The organism is Paenirhodobacter sp., from assembly GCF_041916475.1.
Classification (GTDB): domain Bacteria; phylum Pseudomonadota; class Alphaproteobacteria; order Rhodobacterales; family Rhodobacteraceae; genus Rhodobacter.
Window position 1 is genome coordinate 1 of sequence record NZ_JAYRZN010000031.1, and the last position, 15,452, is coordinate 15,452.

A 15,452-nucleotide genomic window follows, 5' to 3' on the forward strand; every position below is an offset into this window, starting at 1 on the left:
CATCGGTTCAAGCCCGATGGCGAAGGCCGATTTGCAGCGTGCTGCCGATCGCCCCGCCCACCTCTTATGAACATCTGGCGAGGCGGGCCGATCCGGCGCTTTGTGAGAACGGCGGTGCGAAATTCGACCACGGTAGCGGCGGCATGATGCTGCTGCGGGCGGCTTAAAAGTCGTCCAGTTTTCCCTTTCTGCGGTTGCAGGGAGGGCGTGGGGATCTACAGCGTGGAGCTATATCTGAGAGTTCGTCAGGCTTGTGCGGAGGGCATGAGCCAGCGGGAAGCGGCGCGTGTATTCAACGTGTCGCGGGACACGGTTCGGAAGATGATGTCATTTTCGGTTCCGCCGGGCTATCGACGGACGGTCGAAGTCCGGCGCCCCAAACTCGATCCTTTCATTCCGATTATCGAGGGGTGGCTGGAGGCGGACCGGACCATGCCGCGCAAGCAGCGGCATACGGCGAAGCGGGTGTTCGACCGGCTTCGCGATGAGTGTGGCTTCACCGGCGGCTATACGATCATCAAGGGCTATATTCGTGATCTGGAACGTCGCGGTCAGGACGTATTCGTGCCGCTGTCGCATCCGCCGGGCCACGCTCAGGCCGATTTCGGCGAAGCCCTGGTCCGGATCGGCGGGGTCGAGCAGAAGGCACACTTCTTCGTGCTGGACCTCCCGCACAGCGATGGCTGCTACGTCCGGGCCTATCCCGCAGCGGTGGCCGAGGCCTGGGTGGATGGCCACATCCATGCCTTCGCGTTCTTCGGCGCGGTTCCCCAGTTTGTGTTCTACGACAACGACCGGTGCCTGGTGGCGAAGATCCTGCCGGATGGAACCAGAAAGCGCGCCTCGCTGTTCAGCGGGTTCCTGTCTCACTACCTGATCCGGGATCGCTATGGTCGGCCTGGCAAGGGCAACGACAAAGGGAATGTCGAAGGCTTGGTGGGCTACTCGCGGCGCAACTTCATGGTGCCAATGCCGGAGGTCGCCACCTGGGAGGCCTTCAACCTTTGGCTGGAGGAACAATGTCGCAAGCGTCAGCGCGCAGTCCTGCGCGGCGAAAGCGAAACGATCGGCGATAGGCTGCAGCGCGACCTTGCTGCGATGCGCCCACTTCCGGCGGCGCCATTCGATGCCTGCGATCAGGACAACGGCCGGGTCTCATCGCAATCGCTGGTGCGCTACAAGACCAACGACTACAACGACTACTCGGTGCCGGTAGCATACGGCCATCAGGATGTCTGGATCCGGGGCTATATCCATGAGGTGGTGATCGGCTGCCGGGGCGAGGTGATCGCCCGTCACCCCCGGTGCTGGGATCGCGATGAACTGGTCTTCAACCCGATCCATTACCTTCCGCTGATCGAGCAGAAGATCAACGCGTTGGATCAGGCGGCCCCGCTGCAGTGCTGGGACCTGCCGGAGGAGTTCGCCACCTTGCGCCGCCTTATGGAGGCGCGGATGAACCGGCAGGGTCGGCGCGAATATGTTCAGGTCCTGCGGCTGTTGGAGGCCTTCGATCTGGCAGACGTGCAGGCGGCAGTGCTTCAGGCTCTTCGGATGGGGGCGCTCAGCTTCGATGCCGTTAAGCATCTGCTGCTGTGCCGGGTGGAACATCGGCCTCCCCGGCTGGACCTCGATTGCTATCCCTACCTGCCGAAGGCGACGGTCGAGAAGACCAGGGCCGGGTCTTACATGCGGCTGCTGTCGGGTGATGCGGAGGATGCGGCATGAGTGATGCCCCGGAAATCCTGCTCGCTCATCACCTCAAGGCGCTGAAGCTGCCGACATTCCTGCGTGAGCATCAGAAGCTGGCCCGCCAATGCGCGGCGGAAGGGCTGGACCATGTCCGATACCTGGCACGGCTTGTCGAACTGGAACTGGTCGACCGGGAACGGCGAGTGGTCGAGCGCCGCATCAAGGCTGCGAAGTTCCCGCCCGTCAAAAGCCTCGACAGCTTCGACTTCGCGGCCATCCCGAAGCTGAACAAGATGCAGGTGCTTGAACTGGCCCGGTGCGAATGGATCGAACGGCGCGAGAATGTCATTGCCCTCGGCCCCTCCGGCACCGGCAAGACCCATGTCGCCCTCGGCATCGGGCTGGCCGCTTGTGAGAAGGGCCTCTCGGTTGGCTTCACCACCGCCGCAGCGCTGGTCAGCGAGATGATGGAGGCCCGCGATGAGCGCCGTCTGCTGCGCTTCCAGAAGCAGATGGCCGGTTACAAGCTTCTCATCATCGACGAGCTCGGCTTCGTGCCCCTGTCGAAGATCGGCGCCGAGCTGCTGTTCGAACTGATCTCGCAGCGCTATGAGCGCGGATCGACCCTCATCACAAGCAATCTGCCCTTCGATGAATGGACCGAGACATTCGGCTCGGAGCGCCTGACCGGCGCGCTTCTCGACCGGCTGACCCACCACGTCAGCATCCTCGAGATGAACGGCGAAAGCTACCGCCTCGCCAGCAGCACTGCCCTCAAGCGGCGCTGATCAATATCCAGACATCTTACAACTACCGGCCCTGACGGGCCAGCGCGCCATGGCGCGCATCCTCACAAACGGGCCTGGTTTTGCACCGCCGTCATGGCCGACTTTTGCACCGCCGTTGACAGCGGGCCCATCGAGATAGCCGCATCAAGGCGACATTTCTTACCGAGATCCAGGCCATCTCAACGGCCAAGGCCGCCTCAGCGGAATGCGACCCTGCGCGAGAAAACCGGGCCAAGTTTCGAACCTGAACGGGTGCGATTGATCTTGCCGAAATACACCGACACTTCCGCCACCAACGACAGACGAATATGCCCGCGCGACCCGGCGTCTGGAGAGTGCAAGGATCTGCCCCACTCACACCGCGCAGGCAGATCAAGCGCCTTGGGCCTTCGTCTCAGCTTGCTTCAGGCCAATCCGGAGAGACCGGGCGGGCGTCGGTATTCGGCCCCCTCCTCATGATGGACGCCAACAGCATGGGCCACCAATGCTCCCGCAGGGTGCATGTCTCCGAACCGACGACGCCCCCGAGACCAGCACGAGCGTTCCGAACCGGGTCACGAACGTGCCGGAGAGAGGTAGCATGCGGGGCTGTTACTTCCAAAGCGACCTATTAACAAAACCGCGACAGGTCGCACCGGCCAGGATGACCAGGACATGCGCCTCTAAAGATCCATCCGGTCCGCGGTGCAGCGTGGGCCGGACAGATCGAATCCTCTTGATCACTGCGCCGCGATTCGCGCGGCTGCCTGCTGGCGGGAATTGTGCACCACCACGCGCGGCGACAGCGCCAGCGCCGCCTGAAGCCGCACCATATCCACCCCGTCTCCGGAAACCGCCTGCGCCCGCAGCCGCGCCTGCGCCGCGCTCAGCCGTGCGAGCGCAATATCACGCTGATCCGCGCGATAGGCACATTCAATCGGCAGGGTTTCTTCGAATGAAGCAAGCTCGCATTCCAGCGTCCGCACGGACAGACGCAGATCTTCGCACTCGGGCTGTGCCGCGATCTCCGCACGGCCTCCGGCCACAGCGCCACGCAGCGCCGCGATGCGCGATTGCGCCATCGCTTCGGCCAACTCACAAAAGGCGATCTCGCGGCAAGCGCGCTCGATCTGGCGGAGATCCGCCTCCGCTCCCGAGCGGGGCTCTTCCCGCCCGATCGCAATCACATTGCCCGCACGTTTCCAGTTCGCAGTCTGCACCATGACGACATTCCTTCCATCGAACACAGGAGGAACATGCCAGAACACGGTGAACAAGGAGTGAACAAAACCGGACCTTACCGCGAAATCCGGCAGAATTCAGGCGGTTTCGCGGAGGATTTTGCACATCGGCTCGAACATTTCCGCATTCGACGCGATGACCGCACCAGATTCGAAGATGTCCCGGCCCTCGCGCACCGGCCCGAAGAAGCCGCCGGCCTCCTTGACGAGAATCAGCCCCGCAGCCATGTCCCACGGCTTGATTCCGCGCTCCCAATATCCTTCGTACTTGCCAGCCGCCACATAGGCAAGGTCCAAGGAGGCCGCGCCCCAGCGCCGCACCCCCGCACAAACCGGCATCAGCCGCGCCAGATCTTGCAGCGTCGCGGGCAGGGTCGACTTGCCGCCGAAGGGCACGCCGGTAGCGAAGATCGACTCGATCATCCGGTTGCGCCCCGACACCCGCAGCCGGGTCTCGTTCATATAGGCACCCGCGCCCTTCTCGGCCCAGTAGAGCTCGTCCTTGGCCGCGTCGAAGACCACACCGGCGACGATTTCGCCTTTGTGTTCCAATGCGATCGACACCGCCCAATGGGGCAGGCCGTGCAGGAAGTTCGTGGTGCCGTCGAGCGGATCGACGATCCAGCGCCGGGTCGGGTCCTCGCCCGCGTCCTCGCCGGTTTCCTCGCCGAGCCAGCCATAAGACGGGCGCGCGCCGCGCAGCTCTTCCTTGATGATCCGCTCGGCCTCGCGATCGGCCTTGGACACGAAGTCCCCCGGCCCTTTGGACGAGACCTGAAGGTTCTCGACCTCGCGGAAGTCCTTGACCAGCGCACGCCCCGCCTTGCGGGCGGCCTTGATCATCAGATTGAGGTTCGCGCTGCCTTGCATCTCTTCCGCTCCATGATTCAGGCCCGTGCCTTACACGCGCAAGGCCCGGAATCCAAGGGGTCAGACGCCCTGGACGAACTCCTTGCGCTTCGGCAGCAGCACCGTGAGGATGCCGATGACGGGCAGGAAGGAGCAGATGATGTAGACGGTGCGGATCCCGTACCAGTCGGCGAAGACGCCGAGGAAGGCCGCGGCGATGCCGCCCATGCCGAAGCTGAGCCCGAAGAAGATCCCGGCGACCATGCCCACCCGCCCCGGCACCAGCTCCTGCGCGAAGACCACGATCGCAGGGAAGGCCGAGGCGAGGATCAGCCCGATCAGCACCGTCAGCACGCCCGAGGCCGCAAAGCCCACATGCGGCAACGCCAGGGTGAAGGGCAGGATGCCCAGGATGGAGATCCAGATCACCGTCATCGGGCCCCAGCGGTCCGAAATCGGCCCGCCCAGCACCGTACCCGCAGCCACCGCCCCCAGGAACAGGAACAGCATGATCTGCGCCGTGCCGGTATCCACGCCGAAAGTCTCGATCTGATAGAAGGTGTAATAGGAGGACATGGAGGCGAGATAGATGTTCTTGGTGAACATCAGCAGCGTCAGCACCACCAGCGAGAAGATCACCCGGCCGCGGCTGAGGGGCAGGGTCTTGTCCATCGGCTTGCGCGCCCGCGCGGTGAGCACGCCTTTGTACCAGCCGCTGACCCGGTACAGCACGACCCCCGCGACCACCGCCAGAATGCCGAACAACGCCACAGAGCTCCGCCCGAGGGGCAGCACGATGAAGGCCGCCAGCAGCGGCCCGATCGCCGTGCCGAAATTGCCGCCGACCTGAAAGACCGATTGCGCCATCCCGAACCGCCCGCCCGAGGCCAGACGCGCGACGCGGCTGGATTCCGGGTGGAAGATCGCCGAGCCGAAGCCGATCAGCACCGCACCCAGCACAACCATGTGATAGCTGGGCGCGAACGCGAGCCCCAGCAGCCCCGTCAGCGTCAGCGCCGAGGCGACCGGCAGCGTCCGCGGCATCGGGTGCTTGTCGGTATAGATCCCGATCACCGGCTGCAGCAGCGACGCCGTACCCTGGAACGCCAGCGTCAGCAGCCCGACATGCCAGTAATCCAGCCCGAAATCCGCCTTCAGCATCGGATAGATCGCCGAAAGCAGCGATTGCATCACATCGTTCAGCATGTGGCACAGGCTGACGGCGATCAGGATCGGATAGACTGTGGCACTGGCCGAGGCCCGCGCGGTCTGGGGAATGGCGGTCATTGTATCGGTCCCGGAAGTTTGTTCCGGTCTAGACCTGCCACCCAGCTCCGTCACGCATTGAATTGTGCCGATACATCTAGGCGCGCTGCAGCAGCAGCGGCTCCGTCCGCGCCAGCTGCAGGAAATGCGCCATGTAGGGCGCGCCCACATCCTCCGTCCGGGTCGCGGCATACATCTTCTTGCGCAGCCCGCCCTGTGTCACCGGGCGGGTGATGTAGTCGGGCTGGTACTTCACCTCGCGCAGCACCCAGTCGGGCAGCACCGCAACCCCGCGCCCCGCCGCGACCAGAAGCAGGATCACCGCCGTCAGCTCCACCTGCCGATGCACCCGCGGCTCCACCCGCGCGGGCGTCAGCATCAGCGAGAACACGTCCGACCGCGCCCGGTCGATCGGATAGGTGATCAGCGTCTGATCGGCGAAATCCTCGGCCACCACGAAGGGCTTCGTCGCCAGCGGGCTCGCCGTGGAGGCGATGAAGGTGGGCGAATAGTCGAACAGCGGGTTGAACACGATGCCATCCATCTGGTTCGGATCGGAGGAGATCACCAGATCCACCTCCTCACGCGCGAGCGCCGGCAGCGCGTTGAAGGCCAGCCCCGCGCGGATATCGATATCCACCTCCGGCCAGGTGCGGCGGAACTTCTCCAGCACCGGGAACAGCCAGTCGAAACACGCATGGCATTCGATGGCGATATGCAGCCGCCCCGCCCGCCCCTCGCGCAGCGCCTCGAACTCCGCCTCCACCGTATCGATCTCGGGCAGGATCCGCTCGGCCAGCCGCAGAAGCTTCATCCCCGCCGCCGACAGCCGCAGAGGCTTCGAGCGGCGCACGAACAGCTCCACCCCCGCCTGCTCCTCCAGCCCCTTCACCTGATGGCTCAGCGCCGATTGCGTGATATGCAGGATGTCGGCCGCCCGCGCGAGCCCGCCGGCATCGTGGATCGCCTTGATCGTCCGCAGGTGCCGGAATTCCAGATGCATCTTGTGGCCCGCCTCATGACCTTCTTGAGGAATATGAATTTGTCTCACATCGCCAAATCTGGCACAAGGAGCGCCGAAAGGAACCGCCATGACCAGACCGACCGATCATACGCCAGATGCGACACGGCCGACCGTCAGCTTCGAATTCTTCCCGCCGCAGACGCTGGAAGCCTCGTTCCGGCTGTGGGAAACCGTGCAGGCGCTGGCGCCGCTGAAGCCGGGCTTCGTCTCCGTCACCTATGGTGCGGGCGGGACCACGCGCAAGCTCACCCATGACGCCGTCACCACCATCGGCAAGAACTACGGGCTGAACGTCGCCGCGCATCTGACCTGCGTCGATGCGACCCGGGCCGAGACGCTGGAGATCATCGAAACCTATGCTCAGGCCGGGGTGACGGAGATCGTGGCCCTGCGCGGCGACCCGCCGAAGGGCGCGGCCGGGTTTCAGGCCCATCCGGAGGGCTTCGCCTCCTCGGTGGAGCTGATCGAGGCGCTGGCCCGCGACGGCCGCTTCACCATCCGCTGCGGCGCCTATCCGGAGCCGCATCCCGAAGCCGCCGATACGCTGGCCGACGTGCGCTGGCTGAAGCGCAAGACGGATGCCGGGGCCAGCTCCGCGATCACGCAGTTCTTCTTCGAGGCGGAGACCTTCCTGCGCTTCCGCGACGCCTGCGCGGCCGAGGGCATCTCGGCCCGGCTTATCCCCGGCATCCTGCCGATCCAGTCCTGGAAAGGCGCGCGCGCCTTCGCGCAGCGCTGCGGCGCACAGATCCCGGCCTGGGTCGAGGACCGCTTCGCCGCCGCCATCGCCGACGGGCGCGAACAGGAGCTGTCGGTCGAGATCTGCGCCGAGCTGTGCAGCCGGCTGATGGCCGAGGGCGTAGAGGATCTGCACTTCTACACCCTCAACCGCCCGCAGCTGACACAGGCCGTCTGTGCGCGGCTCGGGGTCGCGGCGGCGCTGGTCTCCGCCGCCTGAGGCAAAGTGACGTGACGGAATCATCAAAAGGAGGCCCCGGCCCCCTTTTCGCTTTCCTGCCCGCCGATAGTCTGCCGCCAAAGGGAGAGAAACGATGAAAGAGCCGATGTTTGCCCAGAGCCCCGCGGATTTCCCGGCCCTTGCCGCCGTGCGCGAGATGTCGGGGCTCGACTACATGCGCAAGATGATGGCGGGCGAAGTCCCGACCACCACGTTTGCCGCCAGCGCCAATTACAAGATCACCAAGGTCGAGGAGGGGCTGGTGGAGGTCACCGGCACGCCGCTCTTTGCCCATACCAATGCCTTTGGCGGGGTGCATGGCGGCTGGTACGGGGTGCTGCTCGATACCTGCCTGACCTGCGCGATCATCACCGGCCTGCCCAGGGGCCAGTATCAGACGACGCTCGAATACAAGGTCAACATGGTCCGGGCGATCCCGGTGGGGATGGAAGTCACCGGGATCGGGCGGCTCGAGCACCTTGGCCGCTCAACGGGTATCTCCCGCGGCGAGATCCGCGGCACCGCCGATGGCCGTGTCTATGCCCTCGGAACCGCCACCTGTTTCCTCATGGGCGGGGCGGACTGAGCGGCGCAGCATCCGCGCCGCGCGGGCCGCCAGCCGCGGCCGGATCGTGAGCCACCATTCCAGCCCATGCGCGACCGCGCCCGGGTCGATGCTCTCGGACGGGTCCCGGCCGATGACCCGCGGCGCCCGGGCCAGGAAGAACTTGCCAAACCCGCTCCAGCTGCCAATCGAGGGCCCGTGCGGATTGCACGGAAAGGCCGTGCGCCACCCCTCCGGCAGCCGCAGCCCAACCGATTGCGCCGCCCCAAGCATCCACACCAGCGGCACGTTCGCCAGCGGCCGGGCCTCTTCATGCGCGCCCAGCTGCCCGCCCAGGTCCCCGTGCGTGCCGCGAAACCAGACCTGCTGGATCCGCCCCGCGCCGGTGCCTCGGCTGTCCCACAGGAGCGGCTCGAACTTCGAGCGCGTTTCCTGCAGCGCCAGGGCGTGAAACCCGTGCTCGACCGAACGGCCGAGCTTGTGGTCGTGAAAGCGGTAGCGCGGCTCGCTGAGCATCCAGATCAGCGGGAACTGAAACCCGAGCGCGCGCACGGTATCGAAGGCACCCACCATCCGGATCGGCACGGCGGCATGGCAGAACCTCTCCCGGAAGGCAGGGACGGCCGCGCCGCCCGCCTCATAATGCCGCCAGGCGAGGGTGACGTTGCGCTCCGTCGCATGCATCGTGCGCAACAGGCCAACCCGCTCGATCATCCCCGCCAGAGACCGCGCCGCGAAGGCCCCGCGCGAATAGCCGATCAGATAGATCCGGTCTCCCGGCCGGTAGCGCGTCGCGAGCCAGCCATAGGCGCGCTCGATCTGCGCATTCACGCCCCAGCCGAACCACAGATCGTGCAGATCGCGCCATTCCTGGAATTGCAGTCCGGCCCCGTAGTAGTGCGAGCCGCGCGGCACATGCAGCCGGAGGAACTCGTAGATCAGGCCGATGGATGTCATCCCGCCCGGGGTCAGCGATCCCAGCGTGCCATCGAGAAGGATCACATGGTCCACCGGCCCGCGCTGGCGGCGCACCGGCGGGGCCGCCTCGGGCAGATGCCGGCTTCCGCGCCAGGCCGCGATCAGCTTCTCGAACACACCATGCATGACCCCGCACTCCGCCCCCGGGCGCCCTGACGGGCCACCCGAAATGACAAGACCTTGCCCCAGTGTAGGGCAAGGTCCGTGACAAACGGTTTACGTTTACGCGATGTTCCGGGGAAAAATCCCCCGTGCTCAGTTCTTCAGCGAGAGAGCGGTCACGATTTCCATCTGACCGAAGCCGTTGAAACGGGTGTTGGTCGCCGAGGAATAGGCGCCCATCCCCTCGAAGGCGATGAAATCGCCCTCGGCCAGATCGCCCGGCAGTGCCAGCTCGCCCGGCAGACGGTCGACCGAATCGCAGGTCGGGCCGAAAACGATCCGCTCCACCGGAGCGCCGGTGCGGCGGATGCCCTCGGGCGAATAGACCGCGATGCGGTCGATGTTACCGACCAGCGGCAGCTCCGCGAGGCCGCCATAGACGCCATCGTTCAGGAACACATGGGTGCCGTCGCGCAGCGCCTTGACCCGGGTGACATGGGTGAAGGCATCGCCCACCAGGCCCCGGCCCGGCTCACAGACGAGCTGCGGACGCTCCGCGCCGAAGGCTTCGGTCGCGACACGGTCGATCAGCGCGAAGATGTCTTCGAGCACCGGCGCCGAGCCCTGCTTGCGGTGGTTCGGGAAGCCGCCGCCGACGTTCAGCCGGTGCGCGTGCACGCCCGCCGTCTGGCAGATCTCGGCCGCGGTGCGGATATAGGCGTCCCATGCCATCGGGTCGGTGCATTGCGTGCCCGGGTGGAAGGTCAGCGACGGGATGAACCCGGCCTCCGCCGCCCGCGCCAGCAGCTTTGCTGCCAGCTCGGCCGTCGCGCCGAATTTCGCACCGAAGTTATAGGCCGCGCCATTCACCGGCAGCTTGAACCGCACCGAGATTTCGCAATTCTCGGTCGGCACCATCTCGATGAGCTTTTCCAGCTCGGAAACCGAATCCACCGACCAGGTCTTCACCTCGGCCTTGACCGCATGGGCGATCTCGTCGCGCCCGCGCACCGGGTTGTGGTAATGCAGCGCGGCGCCCGGGGCCAGACGGCGGATCATGTCGATCTCGTAGGGCGAGGCGACGTCGAAGCCGCGGATACCGGCGGCCACGAGGTTCTGGATCACCATTTCGTCCGGGTTGGACTTCACCGCATAGGTGACGAGCCCGGGGAAGCCCAGCAGGAAGCGGCGTGCCGTCGCCTGCAGGATCGAGGGCGCAAACACCAGAACCGGGTGGTCGGGTTGCTTCGTGCGGATGATTTCGGACGGATTCGCCCAGATAGTCTTCGACAGTCCCATCGGCTTGCTCCTCGCCAACAGAATTGCAGCCACCTCTTGCCCCGGCTTTACGGGTCGGGAGACGCTTACAGCGTTTCAACCAACCAGGCCAGGTGCGTATGAGCCGCCCTTTTCCTGTCTCACTTCAGTTTGCGCCATATGGGGCACATTTTCACCGAGCAAAAGTATAGAAATGCCTCGAACAGTCGTTATAATGACGAAACGGCCGGTCAAATAGTAAGGTGCGCGGATGGACGAACTCGACAAGGGGATTCTGGGCCTGCTTTCGGCCGATGCGCGGATTTCAGTGGCCACGCTGGCGCGCCGGCTGAAGGTCGCACGCTCGACGATTCAGGCCCGGCTGGAGCGGCTGGAAACAACGGGAATCATCGTCGGCTACACCGTGAAGCTCGGCGAGGCGGCGCGCGCCGGGCGGCTGCGAACCACCGTTCTGCTCACCATCGAGCCGCGCGCGCAGGCCGCGATCCTGACCCGGCTGAAGTCTATCCCCGAAGTGGAGCGGATCCACACCACCTCCGGCCGGGTCGATCTGCTGCTGCAGCTCGCCGCCGATTCGACACAACAGATTGATACGGTGCTCGATCAGATCGGCGAGATGCAGGGGGTCAAGAGCTCCGAAAGCCTGATCCACCTTTCGACCAAGGTCGATCGCGCCGTCTGAGCTATATCGCCTCGGCCCGCACCCAGACGCTGACGCTGCCGCCGTTCACCGTGAATTCCGCGCGGCCCTCGGCATCGGTGGTGATGCATTCCTCCCGGTGGCCCAGGAAATCCCGGAACGCGGCCTCGCCCTGCTCCGGCCCGAGCTCAACCGCCTGCGCCGCCGCTTCGCCGTTCGACAGCACCACGACGCAGCCCGGCGCCTCGGCCGTGCCATGGCGGATCACGCAGAGCCGGTGCGGATCTTCGGCCAGAACCGTTTGCGCCCCATTGGCGAACCGCGCCCGCGCCGCGATCAGCTGTGGCAGCTCCGCCACCGGCGCAATCTGCACGTCATGCTCCGCGCCATCGCCGCCGGTGTCGCGGTAGTCCGCGCCGAACAGGTCCGGATAGAACACACACGGCACCCCCTCCTCCCGCAGCAGGATCAGCGCATAGGCCAGCGGCTTGAACCAGGGCTCGACCGGCGCCTCCAGCGCCTGCAAGGGCTGGGTGTCGTGGTTGCCCACAAACGTCACCGCATGGTCCGGCACGGCCGCCGCCAGCGCCCCGTCATAGAGCCCGCGCAGGTCATACTCCGCGCCCGCCAGCCCCGCCGCGTGGAAGCTGTGCACGAGCCCCACATCGAACAGCATCAGCTGCTGATCCACCAGCTCCAGATAGGCCTCCAGCGCCGCCATCTCCGGGTGCCAGTATTCCGCGACGACGAACAGCTCCGGGTTCACCCGCGTGCGCATCGCACCCACCCAGTCGCGAAAGAACCAGGCCGGAATATGCTTCGCCGCATCGAGGCGGAAGCCCGCGCAGGGGATCTGCGCCGCGATCCATTCGCCCCAGCGGGTGAGCTCCGCCCGCACCGCCGGGTTGCGGAATTCCACGTCCGCGCCCATCAGATAGTCGAAATTACCCTTCTCGTCGTCGACCTCGACGTTCCAGCCCTCGCCCGCAACGTCATTCACCAGCTTGAAGACCCCGTCCTCCTGCGGGTCCTCGATCCGGTCCACCCCGCCGAAACAGGTCCTGTCCCAGATGAATTCGGAATAGGCCCCGGCGCGCCCGGGGAAGGTGAAGCGGGTATAGGCCTGCGCGTCGAAAGCCTCCTCCTCGATCCGGGTCCGGTCCTCCGGATCCACCCGGTGCACCTGCACCGCCTCGCAGGCATCGGCGCCCATCTTGTGATTGAACACCACATCGAGGATCACCCCGACGCCACTCTCCGCCAGCGCCCCGGCCGCGCGCTCCAGCGCCGCGCGATCGCCGTATTTCGTGGCCACCCCGCCCTTCTGGTCGAATTCGCCCAGATCGTAGAGATCGTAGGTATCGTATCCGACCGATTGCCCGCCCGAGGCGCCCTTATAGACCGGCGGCAGCCAGACATCGGTGATGCCCATCCGCGCCAGATCGGGCGCGCGCTCGGCCAGTTCGGCCCAAAGCCGGCCGCTGCCGGGCATGTACCAGTGGAAGAACTGCAGCAGGGTCCGGCCGGACATGGCGCCTCCGCGGAGATGGATCGGCGGTACAGGTTTGGCGGCGCAACGCCGCAGCGCGGAAAAAGTTGCATCGCCCCGGCATTTTCTCTGCCGGTGGACAAGGCCGCGCCGCTGGCGCAGCATGCGGCCTGCCTCCGCCGGACGGAATCCATGGACCCGAAGATCACTCATCTCTCCGAACGTTTCCTGCGCAAGACGCTGGACGAGCTCAGCGAGCGCGACCGCAGGATCCTCAGGCGCATCGCCGAACGCACCCCCGTCGCGCGCGACCTGTCGCAGCCCGGCACCGAATCGCTCGGCGCGCGCGTCGCCGACCGGGTCGCGACCTTCGGCGGCTCCTGGACCTTCATTTTCCTGTTCTTCGCGGTGCTGGTCGCCTGGGTCGCTCTGAACGGCTGGCTGCTGTCGCGCCCGCCGGATCCGTTCCCGTTCATCTTCCTGAACCTGGTGCTGTCGATGGTCGCGGCCTTCCAGGCGCCGATCATCATGATGTCGCAGAACCGCCAGGCGCTGAAGGACCGCGAGGCCGCCGCCAATGATTACGAGGTGAACCTGAAATCCGAGCTGGAAATCATGCGCCTTCACGAGAAGCTCGACGACCTGCGCATGGTCGCGCTGGAGCAGCGCTTCACCGATATCGAGGCGCGCCTCGACCGGATCGCCGACAGCCTGACCCCGCCTGCGCCAAAAGCGGAACCTGACATTCCGATTTGATTGAGGTCAAAGTGCCAGCCGCCGCGGGCGGCTAGGGTCGGATCGAAGCTCAAGGAAGGAGACACAGATGTCCAACACGCCGCATACGCTCGAAGAGGAATTCCCCTTCGCCATGGAAAAGCTGCGGGCGCTGAAGGCGTCGAACACGCGGTTCGCGAAGCTGCTGGAGGAATATGACACCGCGAACGACAAGGTTCACCGCGCCGAAACGCGCGTGGATACCGTCGATACGCTGGTCGAGAGCGACCTGCGCAAGCAGCGCGCCGTGCTGAAAGACCAGATCGCCCGGATGCTGGCCGAAGCCTGATCCGGCGCGCCCGAATACAGCCGAAAGCCCCGGAGTCCCCGGGGCTTTTTCATGCGATTTCGTAAGGCAGAAGGCCGCGCTTTGCCGGATCCACCGCCAGGCGCCGTTCCAGCGGCGGCACCGAACGCTGATGGCAATTCTTGCGCTCGCAGATCCGGCAGGAAATGCCGATCGGCTGATAGGCTCGCGGGTTCGACAGTTCCATATCGTCGGCATAGACGAGGCCGCGCGCATGGCTGACCTCGCAGCCGAGGCAGATGGCATAGCGGCGCACCGGCGCGGTAAAGCTGCCGCCGGGCTTCGATACATCCCGCGCCAGGCACAGATAGCGCGCGCCGTCCGGGGTTTCGGCCAGCTGACGCAGGAATTTCGTCGGCGTCTCAAAGGCCTGGTGCACGTTCCACAGCGGGCAGGACCCGCCGAAGCGGGCAAATTGCAGCCGGGTGGCGGAGTGACGCTTGGTGATGGTGCCGGCCTGATCCACGCGCACGAAGAAGAACGGAATCCCCTTGTAGCCCGGCCGCTGCAGCGTCGAGAGCCGATGCGCGACCTGCTCGATCGAAGCGCCGAACAGATCCGCCAGCCGCTCCAGATCGTGGCGGGTTTCCTGCGCGGCCTCCAGAAAGGCGCGGTAAGGCATCAGCGCCGCCCCGGCGAAATAGTTCGCGAGCCCGATCTTGGCGATGGCCCGCGAAGTCTCCGACTGGAACCGCGCGAGGTCCAGCGTTGCCTCCAGCAGGTCGTTCTGGGCAACGAGCGCCACCTGATGCAGCAGCTGGAACGCCTGGGTCGGGCGCAGCGCATGCGCCGAAATGCGCAGAACCGTCCCCTCCACCTGCCGCAGCATGGTGGTATCGGCGAATTCGACGGAGGTTCCGCGCGCCGAGAGCGCCTCCACCGCGCGCTGGATCGGGTCCACCCGCTTGCCCTGCGGGCAGGCGAAGCGTTCGGCGGCGCGATCGACGGCGTCGATGTAATTGTCGCAATAATGGAAGAAGTCGCGCACCTCTTCCCAAGGGCTGACGACGGTATGGTCTGCGGTCCGGCCCAGCGCCTCATCGAGCGAAGCCAGCCGCTCGTGTACCTGCCGGTAGGCGCGGTGCAGCTCCAGGAAGGAGCGCGCCAGCGCCGGCGCATTGGAGGCCGCGAGCCGCAGATCCGCCAGCGGAGGCGCGCCATCGGCGAATACCGGATCGGCCAGCGCCTCGCGCATGTCCGATACCAGCCGCTCGGCATCGCCCGCAGAGAGCTCGGTCACATCCAGCCCGAACTCCCCCGCCAGCGCCAGCACCACCGAGGCCGACACCGGGCGGTGATTGTTCTCCATCTGGTTCAGATAGGGCAGCGACACGCCCAGCCGGTCCGCGAAGGCCTTCTGCGTCAGGCCGAGCCGGCTGCGGGTCTCGCGCAGCTTCACGCCGGCATAGAGCTTTTGAGTCGCCATTCCCGCCTCCCTTTGCAGAACCGATTGCTAGCTTTGCAAACAGCATCCGTCAATTTCGGCCTCACCCGGCGCGGGATTTTCACAACCGGCGAATTT

Annotated in this window: 15 protein-coding genes; 7 read left to right on the forward strand and 8 right to left on the reverse strand. The window is 65.7% G+C overall.

Annotation, left to right across the window (positions count from 1 at the left end):
• The first annotated feature begins 222 nt into the window (after positions 1 to 222).
• Together istA and istB are read left to right on the forward strand one after the other, a co-directional pair.
• Entirely contained in the window at positions 223 to 1,728 is a 1,506-nt protein-coding gene (gene istA, locus ACOMG5_RS13100) for an IS21 family transposase (RefSeq protein ID WP_420344292.1), read from the forward strand.
• On the forward strand, positions 1,725 to 2,480 hold the full coding sequence (gene istB / locus ACOMG5_RS13105) for an IS21-like element helper ATPase IstB (RefSeq protein WP_420344246.1): 756 nt from the start codon (positions 1,725 to 1,727) through the stop codon (positions 2,478 to 2,480). Before istA ends, istB begins: the two co-directional genes overlap by 4 nt.
• A gap of 719 nt (positions 2,481 to 3,199) precedes the next feature.
• On the opposite strand, the gene ACOMG5_RS13110 is transcribed toward istB, so the two are convergent.
• The 4 genes from ACOMG5_RS13110 to ACOMG5_RS13125 form a co-directional block, all read right to left on the reverse strand.
• Positions 3,200 to 3,736 (reverse strand): hypothetical protein, encoded by a 537-nt coding sequence (locus tag ACOMG5_RS13110; RefSeq protein WP_420344247.1) that lies wholly within the window; start codon positions 3,734 to 3,736, stop codon positions 3,200 to 3,202.
• Positions 3,737 to 3,778: 42 nt separating this feature from the next.
• The gene (locus tag ACOMG5_RS13115) at positions 3,779 to 4,570 is read right to left on the reverse strand and encodes an inositol monophosphatase family protein (RefSeq protein ID WP_420344248.1); all 792 of its coding nucleotides are present in this window, start codon (positions 4,568 to 4,570) and stop codon (positions 3,779 to 3,781) included.
• 60 nt (positions 4,571 to 4,630) lie between these two features.
• Positions 4,631 to 5,836, reverse strand: a complete 1,206-nt coding sequence (locus ACOMG5_RS13120) for an MFS transporter (RefSeq protein WP_420344249.1) — start codon at positions 5,834 to 5,836, stop codon at positions 4,631 to 4,633.
• A 76-nt stretch (positions 5,837 to 5,912) separates the two neighbouring features.
• Complete coding sequence (locus ACOMG5_RS13125) at positions 5,913 to 6,818, reverse strand: LysR family transcriptional regulator (RefSeq protein WP_420344250.1); 906 nt, start codon at positions 6,816 to 6,818, stop codon at positions 5,913 to 5,915.
• Positions 6,819 to 6,906: 88 nt separating this feature from the next.
• Here ACOMG5_RS13125 and metF point away from each other — a divergent pair, with 88 nt between their 5' ends.
• Positions 6,907 to 7,797 carry a methylenetetrahydrofolate reductase [NAD(P)H] gene (gene metF, locus ACOMG5_RS13130; RefSeq protein ID WP_420344251.1) on the forward strand — a complete coding sequence of 297 codons (891 nt, stop codon included), beginning with the start codon at positions 6,907 to 6,909 and terminating at the stop codon, positions 7,795 to 7,797.
• A gap of 94 nt (positions 7,798 to 7,891) precedes the next feature.
• Complete coding sequence (locus ACOMG5_RS13135) at positions 7,892 to 8,383, forward strand: PaaI family thioesterase (protein WP_420344252.1); 492 nt, start codon at positions 7,892 to 7,894, stop codon at positions 8,381 to 8,383.
• Here ACOMG5_RS13135 and ACOMG5_RS13140 read toward each other — a convergent pair.
• On the reverse strand, positions 8,285 to 9,466 hold the full coding sequence (locus tag ACOMG5_RS13140) for a DUF2235 domain-containing protein (RefSeq protein ID WP_420344253.1): 1,182 nt from the start codon (positions 9,464 to 9,466) through the stop codon (positions 8,285 to 8,287). The genes ACOMG5_RS13135 and ACOMG5_RS13140 overlap by 99 nt on opposite strands.
• 129 nt (positions 9,467 to 9,595) lie before the next feature.
• Positions 9,596 to 10,741 (reverse strand): type III PLP-dependent enzyme, encoded by a 1,146-nt coding sequence (locus ACOMG5_RS13145; protein ID WP_420344254.1) that lies wholly within the window; start codon positions 10,739 to 10,741, stop codon positions 9,596 to 9,598.
• Positions 10,742 to 10,970: 229 nt separating this feature from the next.
• Here ACOMG5_RS13145 and ACOMG5_RS13150 point away from each other — a divergent pair, with 229 nt between their 5' ends.
• On the forward strand, positions 10,971 to 11,402 hold the full coding sequence (locus tag ACOMG5_RS13150; protein WP_420344255.1) for an Lrp/AsnC family transcriptional regulator: 432 nt from the start codon (positions 10,971 to 10,973) through the stop codon (positions 11,400 to 11,402).
• Between the two features lies 1 nt (position 11,403).
• On the opposite strand, the gene amyA is transcribed toward ACOMG5_RS13150, so the two are convergent.
• Positions 11,404 to 12,891: an alpha-amylase gene (amyA, locus tag ACOMG5_RS13155; protein ID WP_420344256.1), complete on the reverse strand. Its 1,488-nt coding sequence runs from the start codon at positions 12,889 to 12,891 to the stop codon at positions 11,404 to 11,406.
• A gap of 150 nt (positions 12,892 to 13,041) precedes the next feature.
• On the opposite strand from amyA, the gene ACOMG5_RS13160 reads away from it, so the two are divergent.
• On the forward strand, positions 13,042 to 13,605 hold the full coding sequence (locus ACOMG5_RS13160; RefSeq protein WP_420344257.1) for a DUF1003 domain-containing protein: 564 nt from the start codon (positions 13,042 to 13,044) through the stop codon (positions 13,603 to 13,605).
• 67 nt (positions 13,606 to 13,672) lie between these two features.
• Positions 13,673 to 13,912 (forward strand): YdcH family protein, encoded by a 240-nt coding sequence (locus ACOMG5_RS13165; protein WP_420344258.1) that lies wholly within the window; start codon positions 13,673 to 13,675, stop codon positions 13,910 to 13,912.
• A gap of 49 nt (positions 13,913 to 13,961) precedes the next feature.
• Here the strand turns inward: ACOMG5_RS13165 and ACOMG5_RS13170 are convergent, their stop codons facing one another.
• On the reverse strand, positions 13,962 to 15,356 hold the full coding sequence (locus ACOMG5_RS13170) for a short-chain fatty acyl-CoA regulator family protein (RefSeq protein WP_420344259.1): 1,395 nt from the start codon (positions 15,354 to 15,356) through the stop codon (positions 13,962 to 13,964).
• Positions 15,357 to 15,452: the final 96 nt, after the last annotated feature.